The sequence below is a fragment of the Rhodococcus sp. 1163 genome (assembly GCF_002091985.1).
Classification (GTDB): Bacteria; Actinomycetota; Actinomycetes; order Mycobacteriales; family Mycobacteriaceae; genus Rhodococcoides.
In genome coordinates, this window is sequence record NZ_MKKX01000017.1 from 531161 (window position 1) to 543776 (window position 12616).

The window sequence follows — 12616 nt, forward strand, 5'->3', positions numbered from 1 at the left end:
CGCGGCCGACCTTCGAACTGAATTTCGGCGAACCGGAGGCACGGATATGTCCACACATATATCGAGTCGATACATCTTGTGTATATGCTTGGGAGTCGCATCAACAATTGCGGTACAGACAACAGAGGAGGAGGGTCGCATGCTCGAGCTCGCAATCCTCGGTTTGCTCCTCGAAGCACCGATGCACGGATACGAACTCCGCAAGCGTCTGACCGGACTCCTCGGTGCATTTCGGGCCTTTTCGTACGGCTCGTTGTATCCAGCCTTACGCCGCCTACAAGCGGATGGGCTGATTGCCGAGGATGCGGGGCCGGACACCCTCGTGAAGCGTCGAGCACGGCGTGTGTACGAGCTCACTCCGCAAGGTAAGAAGCGCTTTGCCGAGTTGGTTGCCGACACCGGACCACAGAATTACACCGACGACGGATTCGGCGTTCACCTCGCCTTCTTCAGTCGCACTCCGGCAGAAGCCCGGGTGCGCATCCTCGAAGGCAGGCGACGTCAGGTCGAGGAGCGCCGTGAAGGACTCCGCGACGCCGTGGGGCGAGCCAACGGGACGCTCGACCGGTACACCAGTCAGCTTCACCAACTCGGCCTCGAATCGAGCGATCGCGAAGTGCGGTGGCTCAACGAAGTAATCGCAGCCGAGCAGGCGGGCCCGTCCGTCACCTCCACCACGAATCCGAACAATGTTTCCAAGACAGAAGGAGAACCCGACCATGGGTGAGAACAGCAACGCCATCCGCGTGGCCATTGTGGGTGTGGGCAACTGCGCCTCATCCCTGGTCCAGGGCGTGGAGTACTACAGGAATGCCGACGAGAACGCCACCGTTCCCGGCCTCATGCACGTCAAGTTCGGCAAGTACCACGTCCGCGACGTCGAGTTCGTCGCCGCGTTCGACGTAGACGCCAAGAAGGTCGGCTTCGATCTCTCCGAAGCAATCTTCTCCAGCGAGAACAACACGATCAAGATCGCCGACGTACCGCCGAAGAACGTTCAGGTGCTGCGCGGACCGACCCTCGACGGACTCGGCAAGTACTACCGCGAGACCATCACCGAGGCCGACGCCGACGCAGTCGACGTTGCCCAGGCCCTCCGCGATGCGAAGGTCGACGTCCTCGTCTCCTACCTGCCCGTCGGATCGGAAGAAGCCGACAAGTTCTACGCGCAGGCATCGATCGACGCAGGCGTCGCATTCGTCAACGCACTGCCCGTCTTCATCGCCAGTGACCCCGTCTGGGCCAAGAAGTTCGAGGACGCAGGCGTCCCCATCGTCGGCGACGACATCAAGAGCCAGGTCGGCGCCACCATCACGCACCGCGTCATGGCGAAGCTGTTCGAAGATCGCGGCGTCCAGCTGGACCGGACCATGCAGCTCAACGTCGGTGGCAACATGGACTTCCTCAACATGCTCGAGCGCACCCGCCTCGAGTCGAAGAAGATCTCCAAGACCCAGGCCGTGACGTCGAACCTCCAGAAAGAGTTCAACGCCAAGGACGTTCACATCGGACCTTCCGATCACGTCGGCTGGCTCGACGACCGCAAGTGGGCCTACGTCCGCCTCGAAGGCCGCGCCTTCGGTGACGTGCCACTGAGCCTGGAATACAAGCTCGAGGTCTGGGACTCGCCCAACTCGGCCGGCGTCATCATCGATGCGGTTCGCGCAGCGAAGATCGCTCTCGATCGTGGCATCGGTGGACCGGTCATCCCGGCCTCTGCTTACCTGATGAAGAGCCCACCCAAGCAGCTCGCCGACGACGTCGCGCGCACGCAGCTCGAAGCGTTCATCATCGACGCGTAAATCAGCTTCACTTTCCTGCCCGGGTGGGCGTGGTCGGTCTCCACCGACGACCATGCGCACCCGGGCAGAATGCTGTGTACAGCAGATTTCACCGCCCGTGGCCCTGGGCAGGAGCGAGAAATTACTAGTGTGTGACCTTCAGCTTGCGGATGACGAAGGCAAGGGCGACAAGCAGTCCGAGTAGGACGACCGATGCCCACACGCTCGGATCGCCACCGACGATGCCTGCTACTGCAGCTACGAACGCCATCAGCGCGAAGAACCCCAGAATGCCGGCCAGCATCTGGAGATGATCGCCCGCTGTCACGACTTGACTCCGCCTGCAGTCAGGCCGGAGATGATGCGACGTTGGAACAGCAGGACCATGATCACCAGCGGGATCGCGACGATGGTGCCTGCCGCCATGATCGCCGCGTACGGAACCACATGTGGGTCGTTGCCGGAGAACCGGGCGATGGCCACCGTCACTGGTTCGGTCTTGTCGCTGGAGAGCTGACTTGCCAGGAGATATTCGTTGACTGCCGCGATGAAGGCGAGGATAGCGGTGGTGAACAACGCTGGTGCTGCGAGCGGCAACATGACCAGTCGGAACGCCTGAAAGCGTCCGGCGCCGTCGATACGGGCGGCTTCTTCTAGCTCCCAAGGCAATTCGGCGAAGAATGCGGCCAGAGTGTAAATGGTCAGCGGCAGCACGAACGAAATGTTCGGGATGATCATCGCCTGGTAGGTACCGATCCAACCGATGTCGGTGAAGAATTGGAACAGCGGCGTCACCAATGCCACGACCGGGAACATCGAGGCGCCGAGCACGATACCGACAACGATGTACTTGAACCGAAAGTCGATCCGCGAGAGGGCATACGCGGAGAAGATACCGATGACGAGCGCAACGAGAGTGGTTGCGCCGCCGATGATCAGGCTGTTGATCACCGCTCGAATGAAGTTGTTGCCGTTGCTCGTGGACAAGGCGTTGGAAAAGTTCTCCATCGTCACATGCGTCGGCCACGGCGTCGTGTCGAATGTGTAGCGCGGATCTCGTAGCGCGGTCACGACCATCCAGTAGAACGGTGCCAGGCCCCAGATCAGGATGATCGCGACGCCGAGATAGATGCGAGCGGTTTTCATCGGACCACGCCCTTACGCTGATTCTCTTGCGTGGCAACCGCATTGGCCCCGAGGAACTTCACCAGAATGAACGCGACGATGAAGATCATGATGAACGAGATGGTCGAGAGCGACGCGGCACTGTTGAATCCCTGCCGTATCTGCTCCACCACCAGAATGGAAATGGTGCGGGTGGCCGGGTTGCCCTCGGTGAGAATGGCAGGTAGGTCGTACATTCTGAGCGCATCCATCGTGCGGAACAGGATCGCCACCATCAGGGCCGGTTTCACCAGCGGCAACGTGATCTTGGTCAGCCGCTGCCACGCCGACGCACCGTCCACGCGCGCAGCTTCGTAGACGTCGGCTGGAATCATCTGCAGCCCAGCAAGAATGAGCAGCGCCATGAACGGCGTCGTCTTCCAGACGTCGGCGATGATGACCGCGAAGCGCGCGGGCCAGGCATCACCCGTCCACAGAATGTTGGTGCCGAGAAGTTTGTTGGCGATACCGTCGTAGGCGAAGATGAAGTACCAGAGCTTCGCTGTCACAGCCGTCGGGATAGCCCACGGAATCAGGATCGCGGCGCGCAGCAGTGCGCGTCCGGCGAACGTCTTGCCCATGATGACAGCCATTCCGAAGCCGATGACGACCTCGATGGACACCGTCACCACCGTGAAGAAGGCGGTGTTGCCTACCGCTCCCCAGAACTGGGAGCCGAGTGTGCCGGGCGGACACGGAACCAGCGTCCCCGACGCGGAAGTGCACTGCTGCAGAATCCAATGCGTGTAGTTGGAGAACCCTGCGCTGCCCCCCTTGACGAACATGCCGGTCGCCGGGTCGAGACCCGCATCCTTCTGAAAGGACATGATGACCGCACGTACGACAGGGTAAGCGATGACTATGGCCAGGATGATCAGCGTCGGCGCTATCAGCAGCCACGCTCGCCCACTGGAGAGCCCGAACTTTGCCTTCTTCTCGGTGCGTGTATGCCGACCGCGGCCGGGGGGTTGCCCCCCGGCCGCGGTCGTGTCTACAGCCCCACTGGCTTGACCAGTAGGTACAGCCATCGTGTGTTCTCCTGTAATGCTTCGAAAGAACGGCGGTGAACGGACGAGCTAGTTGGAACCGGCGGACTCGATGCCGGCCTGCATGTCCGTGATGGCCTGATCGACCGACTTCTCACCCTTGATTGCTGCAAACGTGTTGTCCTGCACGGCCTTCGAGACGGCCGGGTAGAACGGGCTGACGGGACGAGGAACAGCGTTCTCGATCGACAACTTCAGCGCCGGCAGGTACGGCATCTCGGCGATGAGAGCCGGGTCGTCGTAGAGCGAGCTGAGCACGGGCGGAAGTGCACCCTCGGCGATGATGCGCTGGGCCTGCTCACCCTGAAGGAATCGCAAGAAGTCGGCGGAAGTTGCCTTGTTCTCGGAGAATTCGCTGATGGCAGCGTTGTAGCCGCCGAGCGTCGAGGTTCCGACGCCGGTTGCGCCGGGCAGCGGTGCTACGGCGTACTTGCCTGCAACGGCGGAGCCTTCCTTGGCTGCGGTGCCGTAGACGTACGGCCAGTTACGCAGGAACAGGGCCTTTCCGTCCTCGAATGCCTGCTGGCTCTCGGGCTCCTTGAACGTGGTGTCCTGCGCCGGGATGACTCCGGTCTCGAAAGCGGTGACGAGAGCCTGCAGCCCCGCCTTTGCTTCCGGGCTGTCGACGGTCGGGGTTTTGCCGTCTTCGCCGACGAACGATCCGCCGTATGCGTTGATGATCTCGGACGTGTTGACCGTCAGACCCTCGTACGACGCGAACTGACCTGCGTAGCAATCGATGTTGTTGGTCTTGGCGACCGCACAGTCGTTGGTCAGCTCGGCCCACGTGGTGGGCGCCTTCGGGAGCAGGTCGCTGCGGTAGAACAGCAGACCGCCGTTGGTGTTCTTCGGGGCGGCGTACTGCGTGCCGTTGTAGGTAGCGCTCTTGACGGTCGAGGGCAGGATGCCCGCGTTGTCGAGCGCGAACTCGCCTTCGAGCGGAACGAGCCATCCCTTCGCTGCGAACTCTGCGGTCCAGATGACGTCGAGCGCCATCACGTCGTAGTCGCTCTGCTCTGCCTGAAGATGCTGGACCAAGTCGTCGTGGGCCTGGTCGGCGTCGTTGGACTGCTCCTTGAACGTGACCTGCTCGTCCGGATGGGTCGAGTTCCACTCGTCGATGATCTGCTTGACGACACCGGTTTCGGTGGTGTCCTTGCCTTCGACGTATGTGATGGGGCCGCGGCCGTCGGTGTTTTCCGACGCGGAATCGCTGGAACCGCTGTCACTGGAACACGCGGTCAGCGTCAGCAGCGTTGCCGCTGTCGCCAGCACCGCTACCTTCGAGATCAAAGACGCCATTGTTTATCTCTCCACTAACTTCGTACACGTTGGTATGCGCGGGGACGATCACGGTGATCTCGACCCGCAGTGAGTTCGACCCACAGTGACGTTGACCACAGCGAAGTACCAACTGTGCTGCCCCCGACGCACATGTCGATACGCACTCTGGCACACAACTCACCCGATAGGTGTGATTTCACCCCACCTGAATCGGTCAACCGAGTTGTCGGTGGGGCGTTGTAGCGTCCTACCGGTGAGTTCGGAGAAGATGTTGACCCGCATCGGCGGACTGCTGCGCCAAGCCGAGTCCACCGACAATCCGCACGAGGCCGAGGCGTTCATGGAGGCCGCGCAGCGCTTGGCCACGGCGACGTCGATCGACCTTGCCGTTGCACGTTCGCACAACGCTTCCCGCGAGAAGCAGGTGGCACCGGCCCAACGCGTCATCAGGATCGGCGAGGCCGGCAAGAAGGGGCTTCGCACGTTCGTGAAGTTGTTCCTCGTCATCGCCTTCGCGAACGACGTGAAGTGTGACATCTCGCAATCGTCGACTCAGGTCTTCGCGTACGGCTTCGACTCCGACATCGACACCTGCGAGGCACTGTATTCGAGCCTGCTGATCCAGATGGTCCGAGCCTCGGATGCGTACATCAAGTCGGGCGCATACCGGAACGAAACGGCCGTACGCACCGTCACGGAAACCATCGGTCGGAAAAAGTACAAACGCCAAGAAGTAGTCGTCGTTGCCGGCGTCACCGCCCGACTCAACTTCCAGACGGCTTTTGCCGAGCGCATCGGAAAGCGGCTCGAGAGCGTCAAGAAAGAGGCCGAGACAAAGGCAATCGAAGAGGAGAGCCGCGACGCCGGGACCGCAGTGGTGTTGCGTAACAAAGCAATCGAACTGAAGGACTTCTACACCTCGACGTCGAAGGCGCGAGGATCGTGGCGCAGCCAGTCCGCCAATGCCGGATACTCCCGCGGTGCACGCGCCGCCGGAGACAGGGCAGGACGCGCGGCGCGTCTGGGCGGTGAGCCCGAGCTGGGGCGCGGTTCGACACAACTCGGCAGGTGAAGTGAGGCTGACGGTGAACAACAGGGACTCCCAACGATCGAAGGTCTACGATGCCGAGGCGATGGTTCGTGTCATGTTCGATCGTGCGGACGAGCGCGGACTACGCACCGTCGAGATGTTCGGTTCGACCATCACGCTGCCGATCGAACGGAAGTTCGCGTCGATCGAGTCGGTGCAGAGCTATGTCGACGCGATCTTGGCGCTGAACTGGGTTCGTGAAACCTGGCCGCATGCCGGATCGGTCGTGCAGGTCCGTGAACGTTCGGGCACGGGTGCTTCGCACTACGAGCGGGATACCCACACCATTGCGGTGCCTCTACACCGCAACAACGAGGCGTGGGCGCTGCGTGAACTGGTGCTGCTGCACGAGCTTGCGCACCACTTCGAACCCGCTGAACTCGATGCTGCCTCTCACGGCGGGGAGTTCGTCGATCGGTTCGTCACGCTTGTCGGGGAAATCATCGGTCAGGAAGCTGGTTTCGTGCTGCGCGCCACCATGGCCGAGAACGGTGTGAAGATCGGTTGATGCGGGTGCGCGGCGAGGAGGCGCATCATGGAAATCATGACTATCAAAATCGGCGTTCAACTCCAGCCCCAGCACGCACCCGACTACCAGATCATTCGCGATGCGGTTCTGCGCGCGGAGGACGCGGGCGTCGATATCGTCTTCAACTGGGATCACTTCTATCCGCTGTACGGCGACCTCGACGGTGCCCACTTCGAATGTTGGACGATGCTGGGCGCTTGGGCGGAGCAGACGTCGAACGTGGAGATCGGGGCCCTGGTCACCGGTGGTGGCTACCGCAACCCGGATCTCCTCGCCGATATGGCCCGCACGGTCGACCACATCAGTGGCGGCCGGTTGATCCTCGGCATCGGCGGCGGATGGAACCAGAAGGACTACGACAACTTCGGCTACGACTTCGGTACCGCAGGGTCGCGCCTGAAGTTGTTGAACGAGAACCTCGCTCGCATCAGCAATCGCCTGGCGGTAGGTAATCCCGCTCCGACCCGCGAGATCCCCATTCTCATCGGTGGCGGCGGGGAGAAGAAGACGCTCAAGATGGTCGCCGAGTATGCGCACATCTGGCACAGCTTCGCCGACCTCGACGAGCTGAAACGCAAGTCCGGGATTCTCGCCGAGCACGGAGTCACCGTCGGGCGCGATACCTCGGTGATCACGAAGTCGGTCCCGTGGCCCGGTACCGACAAAGCCCCGGCGTTTCTCGATGCCGGAGCCACCTTGTTCACCGTCGGAATCGGCGGCCCGGAGTACGACATGACGGAGCTGCACGACGCCATCGGGTGGCGCAACAGCCAGCAGTGAGGACCGTTCGGGAATGGACTGCGGTGAGTACTGGTTGAGCTTGGCGGCAATCTGATTTCCGGGTGGTCGCGGCTTCGCGATAGCCTCGGACGTCATTTCACTTGTTTCCGCACCGAGGAGTTCACTCTTGACCAGTCGACGTTTACGCGGCCGCGCCCTGGCCGCAGTAGCTGCCACGCTCGCTCTCACGCTCGGCGCCGTCGCATGTTCGAGTGACAACAGCTCGGGCGGAACGGGCGAGAACGCCCTTGCCGGCTCCGACCAGACTTCGCTCGACAAGTACACGACGGACGATGTCACCCCGCTCGATCAGATCGATACCTCGAACATCGGTCTGATCGAGCCGGGCAAGCTCTACGTCGGCACGTTGTCCGACGCCCCGCCGAACATCTTCATCGACCCGTCGGGCAAGTTCACCGGCTTCGACAACGAGCTGCTCCGCGCCGTCGCCGCCAAGTTGAACCTGACCGTCGAGTTCTCGGCCACCGAGTTCTCCAGCTTGCTCGCCGCGGTCAACAACAAGGTTTACGACGCCGGTTCCTCGTCGATCTCCACCACCGATGCGCGTCGTCAGACCGTCGGGTTCACCAACGGTTACGACTTCGGTGAGATGGCGCTCGTCGCCAAGAACGACTACGCGATCAAGACCATCGCCGATCTGGACACCGAGCAGCGCATCGGCGTGGTTCAGGGCACGGTCCAGGACGATTACGTCACCAACACCCTCGGTATCGAGCCCGTACGTTTCCCGGATTACAACACCGCGTACGCGAATGTGAAGTCCGGCCAGATCGACGCATGGGTCGCGCCGTCGCAGCAGGCTTCCGGCCAGGTCAAGGCCGAGGACGGCGTCGCCATCCTCGAGAAGACGATCAACACCACCAACTTCACGGCCTACGCGGTGAACAAGGACAATCAGCCGTTGATCGACGCTCTCAACTCCGGTCTCGACGCCGTCGTCGCCGACGGAACGTGGAACACCCTCGAGAACGAGTGGTACCCCGAGCGCCAGGTTCCCGCCGACTGGAAGCCGGGCAGCAAGGCTTCCGTCCTGCCTGCAAGCTGATATGAGCACACTGTCAAATCTGTACGACACGTTCTTCGATTGGGACCTCATCTGGGACACCGTTCCCAAGCTGATCACCGTCGGATTGCCGAACACCCTGATTCTCGCTGCTTCGTCCGGGGTGATCGGCACGGTGATCGGGATCGGGTTGGCGGTAGCGGGCATCTCCCGCTCCCGCTGGCTCCGATGGCCGGCCCGGGTGTACACAGATATCTTTCGTGGACTTCCCGCGGCGGTCGTCATTCTTCTCATCGGCCTCGGTTTCGGTCCGACGCTGACCCAATTGACCGGCAGCCGTAGCCCTTTCCCGCTGGGCATCGCGGCATTGGCACTGATGTCCGCCGCGTACTTCGGTGAAATCTTCCGTTCCGGCATTCAAAGTGTCGATCCGGGTCAGATGGAGGCCTCACGCGCACTGGGCTTCAGCTACCGCCGTTCGATGGCCCTGGTAGTCATGCCTCAGGGCATCCGACGCGTCCTGCCTGCCACGGTCAATCAGTTCATCTCGCTGATCAAAGACAGCTCACTGATCTACTTCCTCGGCTTACTCGCTTCGCAACGCGAGTTGTTTCGAGTCGGGCAGGACACCGCCGCACAGACCGGTAACCTCTCACCGCTGCTGGCGGCGGGCGTGTTCTATCTGATCTTGACCATCCCGCTGACGCACCTCGTCAACTTCATCGACAAGCGCATGCGCTCCGGTAAGGCCGATACTTCGGGCACGCTCGATCCCTTGGAAGTATCAATCGTGGTGGAGAGGTAAGTAATGGCTGTCTCATTGACCGGCACCGACATTCATCTCGCTTTCGGTGCCAACAAGGTGCTCAGGGGTGTGAACATTCACGTCGACGCGGGCCGCACCACCACGGTGATCGGGCCTTCGGGATCAGGCAAGTCGACGTTGCTCCGTGCGCTCAACCGCCTCCATGAACCCGACCAGGGCGACGTTCTGCTCGACGGAAAATCGGTGTTGAAGGACAACCCGGACGAGTTGCGTCAGCGCATCGGCATGGTGTTCCAACAGTTCAACCTGTTCCCACACAAGACAGTGGCGGACAACGTCTCGCTCGGCCTACGCAAGCTGAAAGGTCAGTCGAAGGACGAGGCGCGCGCTGCGGCGATGGAGCAACTCGAGCTCGTCGGTCTGTCGAACAAGGCAGATTCGCGCCCGGGCAACCTCTCCGGTGGTCAGCAGCAACGCGTCGCCATCGCTCGGGCACTCGCCATGAAGCCCGAGGTGATGTTCTTCGACGAGGCAACATCGGCGCTGGACCCCGAGTTGGTCAAGGGAGTGCTCGCGCTGATGGCCGATCTCGCCTCCGGTGGTATGACGATGGTCGTCGTCACGCACGAAATGGGTTTCGCGCGTTCGGTGTCGAACAAGGTGTTGTTCATGGATCACGGGAGTGCCATCGAAACCGGTACCCCGGAACAACTTTTCGACGACCCGCATACCGATCGACTGAAGCAGTTTCTCTCGCAGGTCCTGTAGGCAACTGCGCCGCACGTTTCGATATCGCCTGCCGTTCACCTCGGCGTTCCCCCGCTTTCGTTTCGACCTGTCACCGTTCGCGGCATGAAGCTTCTTCCGATCCTTTCGGCCCACGACGGCAGCTCCGCGCGTTCTTCCTTGACGTGCAAGTACAAGTGCGGTGACGCCTGCTTCCACGAGATCCCGAACACCTCGAAGGGCCAATACTTCGGCGACATCGTCAAGACTGCGATGACGCGCCGCGGGGTACTACGCGGCGGCGCGATGGCTGTGGTGGCGGTCGGCGCCGGAAGCGTGCTTGCTGCGTGCAGTACGGACGAGGCAAGCTCTACGGGTTCGAGCAGCGAGATGAGCACACCACCGGTCGACGGTGTCGACTTCGTCGCAGTCGAGCCCAACACCGAAGATGCCGTCGTGGTTCCTCAGGGCTACGAGCAGGGCGTCATCATCCGCTGGGGTGATCCGGTCCTCGCGGGCGCCCCGACCTTCGATTTCGACAATCAGACCGCCGCCGCGCAGAACATGCAGTTCGGGTACAACAACGATTTCGCCGGACTGTTGCCGATCGAAGGGACTCCGAACGGCTACCTTCTCGTGGTCAATCACGAGTACACGACCGAGCCGTTCCTGTTCAAGGGATACGACGCGGAGAATCCGACGAGTGCGCAGTTCGATATCGCCCTTGCCGCACATGGCCTTTCCGTGGTCCAGGTGACGGGTCGGTCCGGTTCCGGCGCACTGACGCCGGGGCTCGGGAAGTACAACCGTCGCATCACCGGCACGACGGAGTTTCTGCTGACAGGTCCCGCAGCAGGCAGTGATTTTCTCAGGACGAGCGTCGATCCGACCGGCACCAAGGTCTTCGGAACGTTCAACAACTGTTCCGGGGGCCTCACCCCGTGGGGCACCGTGCTGTCCGGTGAAGAGAACATCAACCAGTACTTCGGGAACGCCGAATCCGTCACCGATCCTGTTGCCGCGCAGCGACTTGCCCGCTATGGCATCGAGGGCGCGGCCAGTGATCGCAAGTGGGAGCGTTTCGACAAGCGTTTCGATCTGGCCCAGGAACCCAACGAGGTCAACCGGTTCGGCTATGTCGTCGAGGTCGACCCGTGGAATCCGACCGGGGTTCCGATCAAGCACACGGCACTGGGTCGTTTCAAGCACGAGGCCGCAACCATCTACGTCACCGATGACGGCACCGTCGTCGCATACAGCGGTGACGACGAGCGGTTCGACTACATGTACAAGTTCGTATCGAGTCGAAAGATGATGCCCGGCAACGGTCAAGCAGCGATGCGTCACAATCTGACGATTCTCGATGCGGGCACGTTGCATGTCGCCGTACTCACCGGCGACGCCCCCGACGCGATCGACGGCACCGGCACGCTGCCGGAGGCCGGTAAGTTCGCCGGGAAAGGCGAGTGGATTCCGCTCCTTCGTACCGGCGACGACGGCCGTGGCGAATCGCTGGTCGACGGGATGTCCGCCGAAGAGGTGGCGGTGTTCACCCGGCAGGCCGGAGACAAGGTCGGCGCGACGAAGATGGACCGACCAGAGGATTTCGAGCCGAACCCGGTGACCGGCAAGGTGTATGTGGCACTGACCAACAACACCAAGCGCGGCACCGATGGAAAAGCGGCCGCCGACGAGGCCAACCCACGCGAGAAGAACAAGAACGGCCAGATCCTCGAGATCGACGACGACCACGCAGGTACCACGTTCGTGTGGAATCTACTCATCGTCGCGGGTGATCCGAACGAGGCCGACACCTATTTCGGTGGCTTCGACAAAACTCAGGTCAGTCCCATCTCATGCCCGGACAACCTGGCTTTCGACTCCAAGGGCAACCTGTGGATCTCTACGGACGGCAACGCTCTGGAGTCGAACGACGGCTTGTTCGCGGTGGTTCTCGACGGCGAACGACGCGGAGAGACGCGTCAGTTCCTGACTGTCCCTGCCGGGGGCGAGACGTGTGGTCCGATCATCTCGGACGAGCGCGTCGTCGTCGCAGTCCAGCATCCGGGTGAGTTCGACGAGGCATCTGCCGACAACCCGATGTCGCACTGGCCCGATGGCGGCGATTCTCAACCGCGTCCGGCCATGGTTGCGGTCTGGAAAACCCAGTAGCCGGTACCCATGAGGCCCGCATAGCTGCTGGATGGCGGCTGTGCGGGCCTTCTTCGCTAGTAGTCGTCCTTTAAACCGTCGACGCACCCTGTGACTTCTCTCGAGGGGCGGCGGTGTGTTCCCGTTTCCGGTTGACCCCTGGTAACGGTTGTGTAAACCTCGGTAGGACAGACCGGCAGTTGGGTTTCACATCACGAATGCAAACGGCGTATCGGGCAACGTCCAGTTTGCGATAACCCAGCGCCTCACTCCGG

11 protein-coding genes and 1 pseudogene are annotated in these 12616 nt (G+C 61.7%); 8 read left to right on the forward strand and 4 right to left on the reverse strand.

Features of this window, described 5'->3' with window-relative positions; translation table 11 throughout:
- Window positions 1–139 precede the first annotated feature (139 nt).
- The gene (locus BJD99_RS06025; RefSeq protein ID WP_084345956.1) at window positions 140–727 is read left to right on the forward strand and encodes a PadR family transcriptional regulator; all 588 of its coding nucleotides are present in this window, start codon (window positions 140–142) and stop codon (window positions 725–727) included.
- Complete coding sequence (locus BJD99_RS06030; protein WP_084345835.1) at window positions 720–1802, forward strand: inositol-3-phosphate synthase; 1083 nt, start codon at window positions 720–722, stop codon at window positions 1800–1802. Before BJD99_RS06025 ends, BJD99_RS06030 begins: the two co-directional genes overlap by 8 nt.
- A 124-nt stretch (window positions 1803–1926) precedes the next feature.
- Here the strand turns inward: BJD99_RS06030 and BJD99_RS06035 are convergent, their stop codons facing one another.
- The 4 genes from BJD99_RS06035 to BJD99_RS06050 are packed head-to-tail and all read right to left on the reverse strand — an operon-like array spanning window position 1927 to window position 5293.
- Window positions 1927–2109: a hypothetical protein gene (locus tag BJD99_RS06035; RefSeq protein ID WP_084345836.1), complete on the reverse strand. Its 183-nt coding sequence runs from the start codon at window positions 2107–2109 to the stop codon at window positions 1927–1929.
- Complete coding sequence (locus BJD99_RS06040; protein ID WP_084345837.1) at window positions 2106–2927, reverse strand: carbohydrate ABC transporter permease; 822 nt, start codon at window positions 2925–2927, stop codon at window positions 2106–2108. Before BJD99_RS06040 ends, BJD99_RS06035 begins: the two co-directional genes overlap by 4 nt.
- Window positions 2924–3973 carry a carbohydrate ABC transporter permease gene (locus BJD99_RS06045; RefSeq protein WP_179142200.1) on the reverse strand — a complete coding sequence of 350 codons (1050 nt, stop codon included), beginning with the start codon at window positions 3971–3973 and terminating at the stop codon, window positions 2924–2926. Before BJD99_RS06045 ends, BJD99_RS06040 begins: the two co-directional genes overlap by 4 nt.
- A 48-nt stretch (window positions 3974–4021) precedes the next feature.
- On the reverse strand, window positions 4022–5293 hold the full coding sequence (locus tag BJD99_RS06050; RefSeq protein WP_084345838.1) for an ABC transporter substrate-binding protein: 1272 nt from the start codon (window positions 5291–5293) through the stop codon (window positions 4022–4024).
- Between the two features lie 235 nt (window positions 5294–5528).
- On the opposite strand from BJD99_RS06050, the gene BJD99_RS06055 reads away from it, so the two are divergent.
- The 6 genes and pseudogenes from BJD99_RS06055 (at window position 5529) to BJD99_RS06085 (ending at window position 12362) form a co-directional block, all read left to right on the forward strand.
- Window positions 5529–6347, forward strand: a complete 819-nt coding sequence (locus BJD99_RS06055; RefSeq protein ID WP_084345839.1) for a DUF2786 domain-containing protein — start codon at window positions 5529–5531, stop codon at window positions 6345–6347.
- Between the two features lie 13 nt (window positions 6348–6360).
- Window positions 6361–6873, forward strand: a complete 513-nt coding sequence (locus BJD99_RS06060) for a TIGR04338 family metallohydrolase (protein ID WP_373270514.1) — start codon at window positions 6361–6363, stop codon at window positions 6871–6873.
- A 36-nt stretch (window positions 6874–6909) separates the two neighbouring features.
- Window positions 6910–7674, forward strand: coding sequence for an LLM class F420-dependent oxidoreductase (locus BJD99_RS06065; RefSeq protein ID WP_084345959.1), 765 nt, complete (start codon window positions 6910–6912; stop codon window positions 7672–7674).
- A gap of 127 nt (window positions 7675–7801) precedes the next feature.
- A pseudogene (locus tag BJD99_RS21240) lies at window positions 7802–9503 on the forward strand (ABC transporter substrate-binding protein/permease).
- 3 nt (window positions 9504–9506) lie between these two features.
- Window positions 9507–10232 (forward strand): amino acid ABC transporter ATP-binding protein, encoded by a 726-nt coding sequence (locus tag BJD99_RS06080; RefSeq protein ID WP_084345842.1) that lies wholly within the window; start codon window positions 9507–9509, stop codon window positions 10230–10232.
- An 84-nt stretch (window positions 10233–10316) separates the two neighbouring features.
- A complete protein-coding gene (locus BJD99_RS06085; protein ID WP_084345843.1) occupies window positions 10317–12362 on the forward strand; it encodes a PhoX family phosphatase in 2046 nt (681 codons plus the stop codon).
- Window positions 12363–12616: the final 254 nt, after the last annotated feature.

Excerpts from the sequence above, each read along its gene's own strand:
- BJD99_RS06050 (WP_084345838.1), bottom strand. The coding sequence starts at position 5,293 with ATGGCGTCTTTGATCTCGAAGGTAGCGGTGCTGGCGACAGCGGCAACG.
- BJD99_RS06045 (WP_179142200.1), bottom strand. The coding sequence starts at position 3,973 with ATGGCTGTACCTACTGGTCAAGCCAGTGGGGCTGTAGACACGACCGCG.
- BJD99_RS06040 (WP_084345837.1), bottom strand. The coding sequence starts at position 2,927 with ATGAAAACCGCTCGCATCTATCTCGGCGTCGCGATCATCCTGATCTGG.
- BJD99_RS06080 (WP_084345842.1), top strand. The coding sequence starts at position 9,507 with ATGGCTGTCTCATTGACCGGCACCGACATTCATCTCGCTTTCGGTGCC.
- BJD99_RS06085 (WP_084345843.1), top strand. The coding sequence starts at position 10,317 with ATGAAGCTTCTTCCGATCCTTTCGGCCCACGACGGCAGCTCCGCGCGT.
- BJD99_RS06025 (WP_084345956.1), top strand. The coding sequence starts at position 140 with ATGCTCGAGCTCGCAATCCTCGGTTTGCTCCTCGAAGCACCGATGCAC.
- BJD99_RS06065 (WP_084345959.1), top strand. The coding sequence starts at position 6,910 with ATGACTATCAAAATCGGCGTTCAACTCCAGCCCCAGCACGCACCCGAC.
- BJD99_RS06030 (WP_084345835.1), top strand. The coding sequence starts at position 720 with ATGGGTGAGAACAGCAACGCCATCCGCGTGGCCATTGTGGGTGTGGGC.